Source organism: Kitasatospora sp. NPDC036755 (assembly GCF_040636595.1).
Taxonomy (GTDB): domain Bacteria; phylum Actinomycetota; class Actinomycetes; order Streptomycetales; family Streptomycetaceae; genus Kitasatospora.
The window spans coordinates 22,495-38,243 of the sequence record NZ_JBEZUT010000037.1 but is presented as its reverse complement, the minus strand read 5'-3'; the positions used below and the strand labels follow the sequence as shown (position 1 = coordinate 38,243).

12 protein-coding genes and 1 pseudogene are annotated in these 15,749 nt (G+C 71.7%); 6 read left to right on the top strand and 7 right to left on the bottom strand.

Annotated elements, in window-relative coordinates; translation table 11 throughout:
* Positions 1-355 precede the first annotated feature (355 nt).
* A pseudogene (locus AB0E96_RS08580) lies at positions 356-766 on the bottom strand (EamA family transporter); the annotation flags it as partial.
* Positions 767-1,092: 326 nt separating this feature from the next.
* Here AB0E96_RS08580 and AB0E96_RS08575 point away from each other — a divergent pair.
* Complete coding sequence (locus tag AB0E96_RS08575) at positions 1,093-2,037, top strand: peptidase (protein WP_359820223.1); 945 nt, start codon at positions 1,093-1,095, stop codon at positions 2,035-2,037.
* A gap of 167 nt (positions 2,038-2,204) precedes the next feature.
* Positions 2,205-3,482, top strand: coding sequence for a hypothetical protein (locus AB0E96_RS08570; protein ID WP_359820221.1), 1,278 nt, complete (start codon positions 2,205-2,207; stop codon positions 3,480-3,482).
* A 411-nt stretch (positions 3,483-3,893) separates the two neighbouring features.
* On the opposite strand, the gene AB0E96_RS08565 is transcribed toward AB0E96_RS08570, so the two are convergent.
* Positions 3,894-4,328, bottom strand: coding sequence for an ATP-binding protein (locus AB0E96_RS08565; RefSeq protein ID WP_359820219.1), 435 nt, complete (start codon positions 4,326-4,328; stop codon positions 3,894-3,896).
* 163 nt (positions 4,329-4,491) lie between these two features.
* On the opposite strand from AB0E96_RS08565, the gene AB0E96_RS08560 reads away from it, so the two are divergent.
* The 3 genes from AB0E96_RS08560 to AB0E96_RS08550 all read left to right on the top strand — a co-directional run bounded on the left by AB0E96_RS08560 (position 4,492) and on the right by AB0E96_RS08550 (position 6,554).
* Positions 4,492-5,304 carry a helix-turn-helix transcriptional regulator gene (locus tag AB0E96_RS08560; protein ID WP_359820216.1) on the top strand — a complete coding sequence of 271 codons (813 nt, stop codon included), beginning with the start codon at positions 4,492-4,494 and terminating at the stop codon, positions 5,302-5,304.
* Complete coding sequence (locus AB0E96_RS08555) at positions 5,301-5,489, top strand: DUF397 domain-containing protein (RefSeq protein WP_359820213.1); 189 nt, start codon at positions 5,301-5,303, stop codon at positions 5,487-5,489. Before AB0E96_RS08560 ends, AB0E96_RS08555 begins: the two co-directional genes overlap by 4 nt.
* A gap of 210 nt (positions 5,490-5,699) precedes the next feature.
* The gene (locus AB0E96_RS08550; RefSeq protein WP_359820210.1) at positions 5,700-6,554 is read left to right on the top strand and encodes a hypothetical protein; all 855 of its coding nucleotides are present in this window, start codon (positions 5,700-5,702) and stop codon (positions 6,552-6,554) included.
* Between the two features lie 324 nt (positions 6,555-6,878).
* On the opposite strand, the gene AB0E96_RS08545 is transcribed toward AB0E96_RS08550, so the two are convergent.
* From AB0E96_RS08545 to AB0E96_RS08530, 4 genes are all read right to left on the bottom strand, one after another.
* Positions 6,879-7,427 carry an ATP-binding protein gene (locus AB0E96_RS08545; RefSeq protein ID WP_359820208.1) on the bottom strand — a complete coding sequence of 183 codons (549 nt, stop codon included), beginning with the start codon at positions 7,425-7,427 and terminating at the stop codon, positions 6,879-6,881.
* Between the two features lie 148 nt (positions 7,428-7,575).
* A complete protein-coding gene (locus tag AB0E96_RS08540) occupies positions 7,576-8,826 on the bottom strand; it encodes an Ig-like domain-containing protein (protein ID WP_359820205.1) in 1,251 nt (416 codons plus the stop codon).
* A gap of 206 nt (positions 8,827-9,032) precedes the next feature.
* Positions 9,033-10,289 (bottom strand): Ig-like domain-containing protein, encoded by a 1,257-nt coding sequence (locus tag AB0E96_RS08535; protein WP_359820203.1) that lies wholly within the window; start codon positions 10,287-10,289, stop codon positions 9,033-9,035.
* A 217-nt stretch (positions 10,290-10,506) separates the two neighbouring features.
* Positions 10,507-11,742 (bottom strand): Ig-like domain-containing protein, encoded by a 1,236-nt coding sequence (locus tag AB0E96_RS08530; protein WP_359820201.1) that lies wholly within the window; start codon positions 11,740-11,742, stop codon positions 10,507-10,509.
* Positions 11,743-12,020: 278 nt separating this feature from the next.
* Between AB0E96_RS08530 and glgX the strand changes: the two genes are divergently transcribed.
* Positions 12,021-14,171, top strand: coding sequence for a glycogen debranching protein GlgX (glgX, locus tag AB0E96_RS08525; protein WP_359820198.1), 2,151 nt, complete (start codon positions 12,021-12,023; stop codon positions 14,169-14,171).
* 9 nt (positions 14,172-14,180) lie between these two features.
* On the opposite strand, the gene AB0E96_RS08520 is transcribed toward glgX, so the two are convergent.
* The gene (locus AB0E96_RS08520) at positions 14,181-15,608 is read right to left on the bottom strand and encodes a family 2B encapsulin nanocompartment shell protein (protein ID WP_359820195.1); all 1,428 of its coding nucleotides are present in this window, start codon (positions 15,606-15,608) and stop codon (positions 14,181-14,183) included.
* Positions 15,609-15,749: the final 141 nt, after the last annotated feature.

Genomic DNA, 15,749 nt, shown 5'->3' with positions numbered 1-15,749 from the left:
GCCCCGACCCAGCGCCCGAATTCCGACTCACCGAGCCCGAGCGGGTGCTGCAGCAGCGGAAGCACGGCGATCGCCAGCGTCCCGCACAGCGTGGCTCACCGGCGAGCAGCACCGGCAGGACGATCAGCGCCCCGCCGCCGAACATCGCGCCCATCACCCCGCCCGAGGGGTGTCCGGCGGCGATCAGCCGGCCGCCGATCAGCGAGTACACGGCGTAGGAGAGCCCGGACAGTGCCGCGAGCAGCACTCCCAGCGGGTCCACCGCCGTGCCGTCCCCGGCGAGTTCGGGGCCGAGCACCAGGACCGTGCAGCCGAGCACGGCGAGTGCCGTGGCCCCGGTCCACCGCCCGCCGGGCCGTCCTTGCCGGGCGAGCAGGCCGAGCAGCCCGGTGAAGACGGGCGCGCTGCCGAGGGCGATCACGGTGGCCACGGCGACGCCCGTGCGGCTGACCGCCGGGTAGAAGGTCAGCGGGTAGCCCGCCACCGCGACGGCCCCGGCCGCGAGCAGCCACCGTTCGCGCGGCGCGCACGCCCGGGGCAGCACTCGCGCGGAGCGGTCGGTGAGGAACAGCAGCAGTCCGCCGAGCACCAGCCCGGCGGCCCCGATCCCGGCTGCCGGGGCGCCCGCGGGCGCCAGCGAGCTAGCCGTCCCGGTGGTGCCCCAGAGGACGGCGGCGATCAGGATGGGCGGCGCGCCACCGCCGGCGCGGGCGCGGCGGGGGCTCGTGGGCAGGGTGCGGGCAGGTGAGGACGAGCGATTCGGCACAGTCGTGAACTTCCGTCGTCGAAGACCGTCAGGGAGGGGGTTTCGAGAACGGGCGCACGCCGTCGGCCCGCGGCGGCCGCCATCGGGCCGAGCCGGGGTCGTGGGGGGTCAAGCCACCGTCGGGTGCGCCCGGTCAGGCGCTGAGCGGTGGCAGTACGACGTGCCAGTACAGGTTCACGCCCCGATGGTACCCACGGCCCGCGTGAGAAGTCGGCGGGCCCGACTTCTCACGCGGCTCCGGTCGTTGATGCGTCCTTGACTCGATGTATACCTGCCGCTTCCACCGTGACGGGAGAGCACGTCCCCCAGCGGAAGGAAGAACCCCCATGCGCATGCACGGTCTCCTCGCGGCACTCGTGGTGTCGACGGCGGCCCTCGGCCTGGCCGCACCGGCCCCGGCCGCCACCCGGAGCACGGACACGACCGCGGCCACGGACACGGCTGCGGCCGCCAAGCCGATCGAGAAGGTCAGCGGCCTGAGCCACGTCCTGATCAACCCGGCGAACGCCGCCGACACCACCTGGAACCCGGAGCCGAGCTCGCTCGGCGGCCGGCCGCTGACCCTCCACGCGACCGCGCCCACCGTCGGCGCCGGGGCCGGCGCCAAGGCCGACGCGAAGGCCGCCGACAGCCCGATGGCCGCCGCCAAGGCGAGCGTCTGGGGCACCACCGGCCGGCTGCTCACCGGGGGTGGTGTCTGCACCGCCAACGTCGTCTCCAGTGCCAACCGCGACGTCATCGCCACCGCCCGGCACTGCGTGGAGGGCGGGCACGACTTCCAGTTCGCCCCCAACTACGACGCGGGCAACGCCCCCTACGGCTGGTGGACCTGGCGTTCGGCCGTCTGGGTCACCACGCCCGCCCCGCAGGGCGACATCGCCTTCATCGTGCTGAACACCAAGGACGGCCGGCACATCGCGGACGTCGTCGGCTCCACCGGCATCGGCTTCAACCGGGACATCAACAACTACGCGCACATCATCGGCATCCCCGGGGTGGTCCCGGCCACGAAGGAGCACGCCCTGTGGTGCGGCGGCCAGCCGGTGGCCGGCCCGGAACAGCCGTCGACCGCGCGGATCGACAACTGCATCGGCCTGGGCGGGGGTGCCAGCGGCGGGCCGTTCATCGTGGACTACGACCAGAACGACGGTTCCGCCGTGCAGACCGGCGACTTCGTCACGGGTGACAGCTGGCAGGGCAAGTGGTGGGCGGTGAGCGCCTACTACGGCGACGACGCCTACAACGCCTTCAACGGGGCGCAGCACTCCTGACCGCCCGCCCCACGCGCCCCCGGGAGGCCGCTCCGCCCCTCCCGGGGGCGCGCCCGCTCACCCGTGCAACCACTCGGCGGCCGGTCCGGCGCCTCGGCCGGTAGCGGAACGTCGAGTGCCCCCTACGCTGAGTGTCGGCCCCGTCGGCTCACCGGAAGGACCCGCTCGTGCGCCGTTCCCGCCTCGCGCTGTCCCTGGCCCTGACCGTCGTGATCGCCTCCGGCCTGATGGCCGTCGACGTCGCGCGGGACGAGCCGTACCTGTCCGTGAGCCTGCCGGTGCTCCGCGATCCGGAGGCCCAGCAGCTGCTCCACCGCATGACGGACCCGGTGCAGGACTGGGTGGAGTCCGGGGATCCGGCGGCGGCGGGCTACGCCGGGACGGTGATCGACGCGGCGAACCAGCACGCCGACGTCTACTGGAAGGGCGAGGCCCCGGCCCGGGTCCGCGCCCTGCTCGACGCGAACGCCGCGGCCGCCGCGAACGGTGCGAGCGCCGGCCCCGGCTACAGCGTGGACGTCCACCGGAGCCCGTACTCGCGGGCGGAGATGCGCGCCGCGATCGACCGGTTCACCGCCGCCGTGGAGCGCGACGCGTGGACGTCGATCGGCCCGCAGGAGGACGGCGCCGCCATCGCGATCACCTACGAGCCGGCGAAGGCCAAGCGGCTGACCGGCGGTGAGGCGACCGTGCAGGCCTACTCCTCGCAGGCCGCCGAGATCGCCGGGATGCCGGTGACGGCCAGCGTGGAGGGAACGCCGGTCGCGCTGTCCGGCAGCCGGCACTCCGACAGCGCGCCGTACTACGCGGGCGCCGAGGTGAGCACCGGGAAGGCGTCGTTCTGCTCGACGGCGTTCAGCGGCTGGAAGGGCGGGACGAAGGTGGTGCTGACCGCCGCGCACTGCGGCGGCGGCCGGTACTACAACGGCACCGGGAGCTACATCGGCGACCTGTCCTCGGTCGGGGACGGCCTGGACGTCGGCATGATCGCCGTCAACGGGAGCGGCGGCGGCCGGTTCTACGACGGCGCGTGGTCGGACGGGGGCGGCTCGTCCCGGCACACGTACGGCGCCGGACGGAACAACGTCGGGGACCTGGTCTGCCTGAGCGGCGCCCAGTCGGGGTGGAAGTGCGACGTGCGGATCAAGCGGGTCGACGTGGAGACGAAGAACGACGAGGGCACGAGGATCAAGCCGGTGGACGTCGCGGAGTCGAAGGGCGGGGACCGCCGGGCGATCGCGGCGAAGGGCGACAGCGGCGGCCCGGCGGTCGCGAACCCGTCCGGCCCGAACGGCGACATGGAGGCCCGCGGCGTGATCGTGGCGGCGAGGTCCGAGGTCGCCTGCCCGGCCGGGTCGACGGCGCACCCGACCACCTGCTACTCCCAGGTGCTGTACGTGCCGATGACCCCGGTGGTGAACACGATGGGCTTCTCGCTCTCCTGACCCAGCGGGCCCGGAGCGCCCTCACCGCTCCGCCTCGCCACCTGCGCCCGCGCTGCCCTGTCCAGGGGCGGCGGATCTCACGTGGCCCCCGCTCTTCGGGCTCTTCCAGCGGCGGGATGCGCGAGCCGTACCGCATCCGCAGCTCCTCCTCGTCGAGCAGCACACGCTCGGTGCCACATTCCGTGATCCCGAGGTCCGCGGCCCGCGGCAGCTCGATGAGCTCGGGATGCCGATCGAGATCCTCAAGGGACCGTGTCGTGCCGAGCGTGCCCATGCGCCGCCCGAACAGGAGACTCCGGGCGAACAGGCCGCCCCGTGCCGGTGGGGTCCCCGGGGCTCCACGCACCGAGGGCCCGGGATCGGCGCAGGAAGTCGGCGGGCTCGACTTCCTGCGCGACAGGTAGGGCCGGGTCAGCCGTGGGGGTTGGCGGGGGTGGGGAGGGCGAGTTCGCACCAGACGGTCTTGCCGATGTAGTCGTCGCCCCGGAGGTGGGCGCCCCAGGAGGTGGCGAGGGCGGCGACGAGGGCCAGGCCCCGTCCGGACTCGTCGGCGGGCGTGGCGTCCCGGAGGGTCGGGAGGTCGGAGTTGGCGTCGGAGACCTCGATCCGCAGGAGGGAGGGGGTGGGGAGGAGGACGCGCACCCCGATCATCCGGTCACGCGGGCCCCGGGCGTGCCGGCAGGCGTTGGTGACGAGCTCGCTGAGGAGGATCAGGGCGGTCTCGGCGGAGTCCACGGGCACCTCCCACTCGAAGGCCTGCCGGATGAAGCGGATCCGGGCGCGGCCGGCGCTACGGGGGAGGCGGGGGAACATCCACTCGACGAGGTCGGCGGGCTGAGTGAGCATCAGAGTCCTTGGTGGGGTGTACGGACGGCTTCACTCGGGAGGGCTGAGTTCGGCCATTTCACCCTTCAAGCGTCGGCAGGCGGGCATAGCCTCAGCAGTAACGCCATATGTACAGCGAGAGCTTGAACCGCCCTGTGACCAGGGCAGGGAGGAGCGCAGGGCCTTGAGCACGCCGAAGGAAAACCCGATGTCGTGGAAGTACTGCGGCGACCAGCTCAAGCGATGGCGTACGAAAGCGGGCGTGACCCGTGAGCAGCTGGCCAGGGAGGCCTGCTACGACATCGAGAGCGTGCGGTCGATGGAGGCGGGGAGGCGGCGACCGTCGCTCAAGCTGCTACAGGCTGCGGATGAACTATGCGATGCGAAAGGGATGATCGTAGGGGCGGCCGACTATCTGGCGCCCGAGAAGTTCTCGTCCTACTCACGGGGATACACAGAGGCCGAACGTGAAGCGATCGCGTTCCACGCCTACTCGGCGCTGCTGATTCCGAGCCTGCTCCAGACAGAGGAGTACGCCCGCGAGACGATCAGCAACTCCTACCCGCCACTGGCCGACGAGACAGTGGCCGCTCGCGTCGCCGGTCGGATGCAGCGGCAGGAGAGGCTACACAACCGGCCAACTGTCCTTCATGGCTTTGTTATCCACGAAGCCGCACTCAGGGCTGCGGTTGGCACCAAGGATCTCATGAGGCGACAGCTCAATCACCTGCTCGACGTCGGCGAATTCCGCAACGTATCCATCCAGGCGCTTCCGATCGACCGGGCCGCCTACGCGGCACTCAACGGCCCGATGATCCTCTTGGAAACCCCCGACCATGAACAGCTCGCCTACGTTGAGGGGCAGGGAACAGGCATCCTGCACAGCGATCCTGAACGAGTGAACCTGCTGGCACAACGCCATGGCATGATCCGCACACAGGCCCTCAGCATCGAGGAGTCGAAGTCCTTCATCAGACGGATGGCGGAAGAGCTATGAAGTGGTCCAAGTCCAGCTACAGCACGACCGATGGCGGCGAGTGCGTCGAAGTCTCCGTCCACCCCTCCGCCATCCACGTCCGGGACTCCAAGGACAAGGCCGGCCCGACCCTCGCCTTCTCCCCCGAGGCCTGGTCCGCCTTCGTCTCGTTCGCCTCCGAAGCTCAAGCCGCGCAGGCCGAGTGACCCTCAATGGAACGGGTGGGCAACCACCTTCCAACCACCCCTGCAACCAGCACATATGACTTATCGTCACGACTACACCGCAGCCGGTTTCCCCGTGTAGCGTGCGCAGCAACGAAACAACCCCCGCCGGTGCGCCAACACCGAACGGGGGTCTGACCGGCACGATCGAAATGCGAGCTCGATCCTGTGGCTACCGACAACCCTACCGCCATGGCCGCCCCCGGGTACGGCAAGCAGTCCGCCCCGGAGCAACTCCCCCGCTCCGCCGCCGACTTCTCCCACCTCCCGGCCCGCGAGGCGTACCTCGCCTCGATCATCGACCACCTCCCCGACGGCGCCGCGATGGACGTGAAGACCCTCGCCGTCCTCCAGCCCCACTACGGGCAGATGGCCTGCCGCACGGCCCTCAACCGGCTCTCCGCCGCAGGTCACCTGCGTCGCGTCCGGGAGCGCATCACCGCCAAGGACTGCCGCTGGGTGTTCCGCACCTACTTCTCCCGTACGCCCCGCTCGGATGCCTGGTGGGCCCGTGTCCTCACCACCGGCGAGACGTCAACGCCCGCCGCCCCCGATCCCCCCGACGAGCGAACGCGCAACCGGACGCCCCTCCCCTCGGCCGCCTACGCCGCCCTCGCCGGCCTGGGCCACGCCGACCCCCGCCTCGCGCTCTCGGCCACCGACTGCACCGCCCTCGAACCGCTGGCCGCCGAGTGGCTGGCCCGGGGCGCCACCCCGGCCCTCTTCGCGGCCGCCCTCACGGCGGGCCTCCCGCCGGACGTCCACAGCCCGGCCGCCCTCACGCGTCACCGCCTGCTCGACAAGATGCCCCCGGAACGCCCGCCGCAGCCGGACCACCCGGCCCGGGTCCTCGAATGCACGGCCTGCCGCGCCCCCTGCCGCCCGCACGCCCTCCTCGGCGGCCTCTGCCGCGCCTGCCGCAGCGGCACCCCGACGCCCCCGACGCCCCCGGCACCCCCGCCGCCCCGCTCCCGGCTCTCCCCCGCCACCGTGCGCGCCCATGCCGCCCGAGCCCGTGAAGCCATGGTCACATCGCCGCGATTGTGAATATTCACAGGCGGCAGCGTTAACCTATGCAAAATCCAAAGGTGAACTAGATAACAAACCTTGCAATCAAAGACACCCGGTTTGCCCGCATGCTGAGATTCGTGCGATAGTCAGAGCAGCCCAACGGCGGGCGAGACAGCGCGCCGACCTGGGCCGATGACTTCGGCGGGCCCGACCTGGCACTGCCGACGCCCATCGCGCGGCACGCACCCCCTTGGCCGGCGCGATGACTTGCAGGGGCCCCCATCCGCCGGACCACGGCGAATCCGGGGGCCCCGCGTGTTTTCCGGGCCCTCGCGATGACCGGGGAGGGCCACAGACCCCTCAGGGCCGCTCGCGCACCTTCAGCTCGAACCAGACGCCCTTGCCCCGCGGCAGCAGGTCCGCGCCCCAGCGGTCGGCCAGGTCGTCGACGATCCGCAGCCCCCGCCCGCGCTCGTTCACCGGCGTCGCCTCCGCGAGGATCATGCACGGCAGCGCCCGCGAGGAGTCCCGGACCTCGATCCGGAGCCACCCGGGCTTGCGGCTGACGTGCAGGCCGATGGTGCGCCCGGCCGCGTGCCGCACGGCGTTGCTCACCAGCTCGCTGGTGAGCAGTTCCCCGGCCTCCAGGTACTGGTGGAGGCCCCAGGACTCCAGGACGGAGAGCACCAGCCTGCGGGACACCGGGCCCGACTCGGACCGGGACGGGAGCCGTACCTCGTTGGGTGCCGACGGGTCGCGGAGTCTGCCGGAGTACAGCTCTTCCAGCTCCTCGGAGGTGAGCCGCTCCAGTGCCGTGAGCCCACCGCCCCGGACGTCGATCCACGACGCCTCGGCCACCACTCCGGCCCCGGGAACCAATGACTGATCTGCTTCGCCCCAACCCGCCATGCGGACCATCATTGCGGAACGCAAGCAGCCGCGTACGGACAATGAGCAAACGATCTCTTCGCGTCGGCATATGCCGGATGCAAGAAGGGGCCTCCCGGGCCGACTTCCGTCAAGCCCCGGTTGACCCCTTCCCCGGCTCAGCAGCCGGTTACCAGCTGCCCCACGGCACGTTCCAACCGCTCAGCCCGTTCGACGGGTCGAGCGTCTCCTTCCTCGTGGAGTTCTTCACGACCATCACGTCGCCGACCAGCGAACCGTCGTAGAACTTGCCCATCGAGGTGTTGGAGCCGCCGCCCTCGACGTCCTTGAGGCCCACGCAGCCGTGGCTGACGTTGTCCTCGCCGAAGGTGCTGCTCTTGCTCCAGTAGTTGCCGTGCACGTACGTGCCGGAGTCGGTGAGCCGCATCGAGTGCGGGACCTGGAGGTCGTACGGCGCGCCGGTCATCCCGGGCAGGGTGCTGGACTGCATCCGCACCACGCCCTCCTTGGACATGACCACCATCGTCCCGTTCCAGGTGGGGTGTTCGGGTGCGCCGGCGCTGATGTCGATCTCGTTCGTCTGACCAGCAGATACGACCGTCATCTTGTGTGCGGCGGCGTCAACCGTCGAAACCTGGGACCGCCCGATCGTGAAGGGCTCGTCCCGGTCCGTGCCGTACACCCCGGGGGCGATCTCGACGCTCTTGAGCCGGTAGTGCACGACCACCTTGGTGTCCGGCGCCCAGTACTGCTCCGGACGGAAGTCCAGCCGGCGGTCGCCGAACCAATGCCCCCTGACCACGGTGCCGTTGGTGGTCTCGAAGGTGATCCCCCGGGCGACCTCGTCCTTGTTCTTCACGTCCTTGCCGAAGGCCACCGAGACGATCATGCCGACGCCGTACGTCGCGCCGTCGTCCACGTTGTCCGAGGCCTTGGCGAGCGCCGTCGGGGTCAGCGTGGAGAAGTCGCTGTCCGCCGTGGCGACCGCGCCGTCGGCGTCCGCGGCCATCGCGCTGACCCGGTAGGCGGTGCCGACCTCCAGCCCGGCCGCCGGGGCCCAGGAGGAGCCGTCGGCGGAGATGGTGCCGGGGACCTCCTTGCCCGTCCTGTCGTTCACCTTGACGGTGGTGAGCCTGCCCCCGGTCGCACCGATCTTCAGCGCGTTCGGCGCGACGTCCACCGAACCGGCCTTGGGCTCGATGTTCACGGCGGCCTTGGAGACCTTCGGCACCGTGCTGCCGGGCACCGTCGAGGGCGCCGCCGAGGGCACCGCCGCGGGCTTGGCGCTCGCCGCACCGGCCCCCAGATCGGCCTTCGCGGCACTCCCCCCGCCGCCCCCGCTCCCCCCGCCGCAGGCGGCCGTCAGCGCCATCGCCCCGCCGACCAGACCGACCGCCACCACTCCGCGTATCGACCTCACGCCGATCCCTCCCTCAAGCCCCGTAGTCCCCGTGGATCCGACGGACCCGACCGCTCGACGCGCCCGGCCACCGGAAAGGTTGCGCCATGCGTGGGGCTCGCCGCCCCGGAAACCGCAGTGGCCCGACCCCAACGGGTGAGGACCGGGCCGGACTGCGGAGAACGCGCGGCGGGCCCGGACTGCCGGGCCCACCGCGCGGGTAGGGCCTACCAGTTGGCCCAGTCGACGTTCCAGCCGCCCAGCCCGTTGGAGGGCGCGACGGTCTTCTCCTTCGTGTTCACGACCTTGATCGGGTCGCCGACCATCGAGTCGTTGAAGAACTTGCCCGCGACCGAGGAGTCGCTGCCGCCCTTCACGTCCTGCATCGACACGCAGCCGTGGCTCGCGTTGGTCTTGCCGAACGGGCTGGCCCAGTAGTTGCCGTGCACGAAGGTGCCGGAGGTGGTCAGCCGCATCGCGTGCGGCACGTCCTTGATGTCGTACTCGCCGCCGAGACCGACGGTCTGCGAGTTCATCCGGGTGACCTTCTCCTTGGACATGACCACCATCGTCCCGCCCCAGGACGGCGTGGCGTCGGCGCCCAGGGTGACCGGCACGGTGGTGCTCTGGCCGTCCCGCTCGACGGTCATCTGGTGCGACTTGGCGTCCGCGGTGGAGACCATCGACCGGCCGATGGTGAACGGCTCGTCCTTGTCCACGTCGCCGTAGATGCCGGGGGCGACCTCGACGTTCTTCAGCCGGTACTTGACGGTCACCTTGGTGCCCGGCGCCCAGTACTGCTCCGGACGGAAGTCCACCCGGCGGTCGCCGAACCAGTGGCCCTTGACCACGGTGCCGTTGCTGGACTCGATGCTGATGCCCTTGACGACGGCTTCCTTGTTCTTGACGTCCTTGTTGAAGTTCACCGAGACGATCATGCCGACGCCATAGGTGGCGCCGTCGCTGATGTTGTCGTTGGTGGAGACCTTCTTGTCCGGCGTCAGCGTGGTGAACGAGGTGGTGGACGCGGCCACCAGGCCCTCGGAGTCCTTGGCCTGCGCGCTCACCTTGTACGCCATGCCGACGGCCAGCGTCCCGGCGGGCTTCCAGCCGGCACCGTCCGGGGTGATCGCCCCCTCGACCGGCTTGCCGTCCTTGTCGGTCACCTCGACCGTGGTCAGCTTGCCGTTGGAGACGGACACCTGGAGCCCGTTCGGCGCGACGTCCTGGGCGCCGTCGGCCGGCTCCACGGCGAGCACCGCCGCCGAGGGCTTCGGCGTGGCCGCGCCGCCCCCGTCCGCGGCGGCCGAGGCGGAGCTGCCGCCGCCCGCCGAACCGCCCGAACCGCCCGAACCGCCGCCCTTGTCGTCGTTGCAGGCCGCGGTGAGCAGCAGCACCCCACCCATGACCAGCGCCATCGCACTCCTGCGCCCGTAGCGGTTGGTGGTGCGTATCGCTGCGCCGGCCGTCTTACCCGTCTTCACGGTTTCTCCCCTCCCGGTATTCACTCACTTGACGCGTTGAGTGCCCCCATGAGTTGCACCATCCGGCCGATCTTTCCGGCCGGATCCCGGACGCGCCGGAGCAGGATAACTAAGCCATCCGAGTGAAACCTGAGGGGAGTGGGGTTGACGGTATGTGAAGCAGTCGTAAAGACGGTGGCAAAGACGGACAGACCAGGCGCAAGCGCCGCCGCGGCGCCTACGGCACCTGCCGCAGCGCGCTCCCGGCCACCCACTGCTCCCACGGCACGTTCCAGCCGTTGAGGCCGTTCTGCGGCGGCACGAAGTCCCCGGAGGAGGCCTTCACCTCCAGCACGTCCCCGGGCAGACTGTGCTCGAACAGCCAGCCCGCCGGGGAGTCCTTGCTCGACCCGCCCTTGGCGTCGGCCAGCCCGATGCAGCCGTGGCTGGTGTTGGCGGAGCCGAACACCCCGGGATCCGCCCAGTAGTTGCCGTGCACGAAGGTGCCGGAGGCGGTGAGCCGCATCGCGTGCGGCACGTCCTTGATGTCGTACTCGTCACCCATGCCGACGGTCTGCGAGTTCATCCGGGTCACCTTGTACTTCTCCGACACCACCATCACCCCCCGGTAGGTGGAGTGGTCACGGCTGCCACCGGAGACCTTGAGCACCCGGACCACCTTGCCGCCCTGCCCGGCCCGCACCGTCAGCGTGTGGGCGTCCAGGTCGACGGTGGAGACCTGCGCCCGGCCGACGGTGAAGTGCAGGTCCCGGCTCTGGGTGCCGTACTCCCCCGGCGCGCCCTGCACGTCCTTGAGCCGCAGCGCCACCGAGACCCGGGTGCCGGCCGTCCAGTACTGCTGCGGACGGAAGTCCAGCCGCTGGTTGCCGAACCAGTGCGCGGCCACCGGCACCGGCGGGTCCGCGGTGACCTGCACCGCCTTCTCCACCGCCGCCCGGTCGGTGATCGGCCGGCTGAAGCGCAGCGAGACCGGCATGCCGACGCCGACCGTCGAACCGTCCTCCGGGGTGAAGAAGGCCACGAAGGTGTGCGTCGGCGTGACGGTCGTGAACGCCGAGTGCTGGGCCGCCTTCTGCCCCTGGTCGTCCTCCGCGACGGAGTCCAGCGTGAACGCCGTCCCGAGCGGCAGCGGCCCGTCCGGCGTCCACCCGCTCCCGTCGGCCCCGATCGTGCCCGGCACCTCGACGCCCTTGCCGTCCGCCAGCCGCACGGACACCAGCCGCCCCTGCGTCACCCCCACCCGGACGGCCGCCTCCGGCAGCACGTCCTGCGCGCCGTCGGCCGGCTGCACCGTCAGCACCGCCCGGGACGGCCCCTGGGCCACCGCCCGGGCGCCGCCCGCGACCGCGTCCCCGCCCGGCGCCCCCGGAGGACCGCCACACCCCGCGAGGAGCCCCAGGCAGCAGACCACCGCCGCCACGCCCCGCGCCCACACCCGTCCTCGGCGCCGCATCCCGGGGCCCTCCCACTGTTCATGTCCGACGCCCGGAACAACGAGCCCCGACGACACGGGGACACGCCGACCACCCCGGATTCCCCCCATCCCGTCGACCGGCCCCACCCATCCGCGCCGAACCGCACCCCCCGAAGGGCGCGCGGGACGAAACCCGCGCGCCCTCACCGCGCCCCACGCCCCCACCCCCCAACCCCCGCACCCCACCGCTTCTGGTCGACGCGATCCGGGAAAGAAGAGGTGAACGGACCCGGAACACCACCCAGGAGGGCCACCCCATGGCGTCGGACCAGCACGTGACCCCCGGCAGCCACCACCCCCTGGGCGCCCACCACGACCCCGCCCGCCGCGGCACCAACTTCGCCCTCTGGACCCCCGGCGCCGAAGCCGTCGAGCTCTGCCTCTTCGACGAGGACGGCCACGAGTCCCGCCACCACCTGACCGAACAGGACGTCCAGGTCTGGCACGGCTTCCTCCCCGGCGTCCCCCCGGGCACCCGCTACGGCTTCCGCGTGCACGGCCGCTGGGACCCGTGGACCGGCGCCCGCTGGAACCCCGCCAAGCTGCTGCTCGACCCGTACGCCCGCGCCGTCGACGGCTGTTACACCTCCCACGACGCCGCCTGCTCCGCCGTCCGCAACTGGCCGGAGGCGGACGTCGCCGACACCGTCCGGGACAACCGGGACTCCGCGCCGTACGTGCCCAGGTCCGTGGTCGTCCACGACGAGGACGACTGGTCCGACGACCACCGCCCGCGGACCCCGTGGCCCGAGACGGTCCTCTACGAGCTCCACGTGCGCGGCTTCACCATGCGCCACCCCGACGTCCCCCCGCACCTGCGCGGCACCTACGCGGGCCTCGCCCACCCCGCCGCCCTCGCCCACCTCACCCGCCTCGGGGTGACGGCCGTCGAGCTGCTGCCGGTGCACCAGTACGCCAGCGAGGACCACCTCCAGGCCCGCGGACTGGTCAACTACTGGGGCTACAACACGATCGGCTACTTCGCCCCGCACGCCGGCTACTCCTCCTCCGGCTCCCGCGGCGGCCAGGTCGGCGAGTTCAAGCGGATGGTCCGCGCCCTGCACGCCGCCGGGATCGAGGTGATCCTGGACGTGGTGTTCAACCACACCGCCGAGGGCGGCGCCCTCGGCCCCGCGCTGTCGCTGCGCGGCATCGACAACGCCGCCTACTACCGCCTCCCGCCGAACCGCCCGCGCGGCTACGCCGACTACACCGGCTGCGGCAACACCCTGGACACCCGCCGCCCCCAGGTGGTCCGGCTGGTCACCGACGCGCTGCGCTACTGGGTGACGGAGATGGGCGTGGACGGCTTCCGCTTCGACCTCGCGGCCGCACTGGTCAGGAACTCCGACGCCGTCGACATGGAGCACCCCTTCCTCACCGCCGTCGCCCAGGACCCGGTGCTCGGCCGGGTGAAGCTGATCGCCGAGCCCTGGGACGTCGGCCCCGGCGGCTACCAGGTCGGCGGCTTCCCCCCGCTGTGGGCCGAGTGGAACGACCGGTACCGCGACACCGTGCGGGACTTCTGGCGCGGCGCCCGCCCCGACGTGCGCGAGCTCGGCTACCGCCTCTCCGGCTCCTCCGACCTCTACCAGCGGGCCGGCCGCCGCCCGTACGCCTCGGTCAACTACGTGACGGCGCACGACGGTTTCACCCTGCGCGACCTCGTCTCCTACGACCGCAAGCACAACGAGGCCAACGGCGAGGACAACCGGGACGGCACCGACGACAACCGCTCCTGGAACCACGGCGCCGAGGGCGAGACCACCGACCCGGCCGTCAACTCGCTGCGGCTGCGCCAGCTGCGCAACCTGACCGCCACCCTGCTGCTCTCCGCCGGCGTCCCGATGCTCACCGCCGGGGACGAACTGGGCCGCACCCAGGGCGGCAACAACAACGCCTACTGCCAGGACAACGAAGTCGGCTGGCTCGACTGGTCGTTGCTGGAACAGCCCGGCTGGCGGGAGCTGTGCGCCCTCACCGCCCGGCTGGTCCGGCTGCGCCGGGCGCACCCGGTGCTGCACCGGCGGGCGTTCTTCTCCGGCCGGGCCACCACCCCCGGCGGGCGGCCCGACCTCGCCTGGTTCACGCCGCGCGGCGAGGAGATGACCGAGGCCGACTGGTTCGCGCCCACGGCCTGCCTCGGCATGCTGCTCTCCGGCACCGCGCTGCCCGAACCCGACGGGGACGGGCGGCCGATCGGCGACGACAGCTTCCTGCTGCTGCTCAACGGGGGCCCCGAGCCGGTGGTGTTCACGCTGCCCGGCGGGCCCGGGGCGGCGACGGCGGCCCGGTACGAGACCGTGGTCGACACCGCCGCCCCGGGCCCGACGGAACCGTGTCCGGCCGGCGCCGTCGTCCTGGGCGGGCGCTCCCTGCGGCTGCTCCGCTCACCCGCCGCCCCGTGACCTCCCGGTTCAGCTCCCGGCGCGCCCCAGCTCGACGTTCTCCAGCACGCCGATCGCGTCCGGCACCAGCACCGCCGCCGAGTAGTAGGTACTGACCAGGTGGGACGCGATCGCCTTCTCGTCGATGCCCATGAACCGGACGTTGAGACCGGGCTCCACCTCGTCCGGGATGCCGATCTGGGTGAGGCCGACCACACCCTGGTTGTCCTCGCCGACGCGCATCGCGATGTACGAGGTGGTCTGCTGCTCGGACACCTGGATCTTGTTGCACGGGAAGATCGGCACCCCGCGCCAGGTCGGCCGCTGCTTGCCGAGGACGTCGACGGTGGACGGGTAGACGCCGACCCGGGAGCACTCCCGCTCGAAGGCGGCGATCGCCCTCGGGTGGGCGAACAGGTAGTCGGTGTCACGGCGCATGCTCAGCAGCTCGTCCAGGTCGTCCGGGGTGGGCGCCCCCGTCCGGGTCTGGATCCGCTGGTCGAAGTCGGCGTTGCTGAGCAGGCCGAACTCCGGGTTGTTGATGATCTCGTGCTCCTGCCGCTCCCGCAGCGCCTCGATGGTCAGCCGCAGCTGCTCCTCGGTCTGGTTCATCGGCTTGTTGTAGAGGTCGGCGACCCGGGTGTGCACCTTGAGGACGGTCTGCGCGACGCTCAGCTCGTACTCGCGCGGCCGGAGCTCGTAGTCCACGAACGCGCCGGGCAGCTCGTACTCGCCCTGGTGGCCCGCCGAGAGGTCGATCTCCGCCTCGCCGTGCTCGTTCTGCGCCTGCGCGACGTCGGCCGCGAAGCCCAGCAGCTGCTCGCGCAGCGACTCGGACCGCCCGATCAGCTCCTGGAGCACCGGCCAGGACAGCGCCATCGCGACGCCTGAGGTGCTCGCCTTCACGGTGTACGGCCAGGTGCCGCCGCCCTCGGTGATGGCCTCGTCGCCGAGGTGGTCGCCGTCCGCGAGGGCGCCGAGCACGGTCTGCTCGCCGTACTTCCCGGTGCCGATCCGGTCCACCTTGCCGTGCGCGATCAGGAAGACCTCCTCGATCGGGGTCCCCTCCTGCACCAGCACGTCGCCCGCGGTGAAGTCCCGCTGGACGAACCGGCGGGCCATCTCGGCCAGCACCTCCTCGTCCTCGAAACCGCGCAGCGCCGGCACCTCGGCCAGCGAGGGGGCGATCACCGTGACCGTGGAGCCGGTCTTCGCGAAGCTCACCCGGCCCTGCCCCGGGGCGAAACTCAGCCGCCGGTTGACCCGGTAGGTGCCCGCGCTGACCTGCACCCAGGGCAGCATCTTCAGCAGCCAGCGGGAGGTGATCTCCTGCATCTGCGGCTTCGACTTGGTCGTCGTCGCCAGGTTCCGCGCCGCGGTGGTGCTGAGGCTGAGCTGAGCCCGTACCTGCACGGTTGCGGAGCCGGAACCGGGGGTGGGCTCGGTTTCGACCGTCATCTGTGCACTCCTGTCACTCACGCATCAATGGGCATCCGTCAGGACATGTCATCGGCCGATCGGCAGGCGCTCGCAAGAGGCGCACGGCGCACTCATCCCCGCACGAACGGTCGTGCGCGCCCCGTATTTCACGCCCGCCCC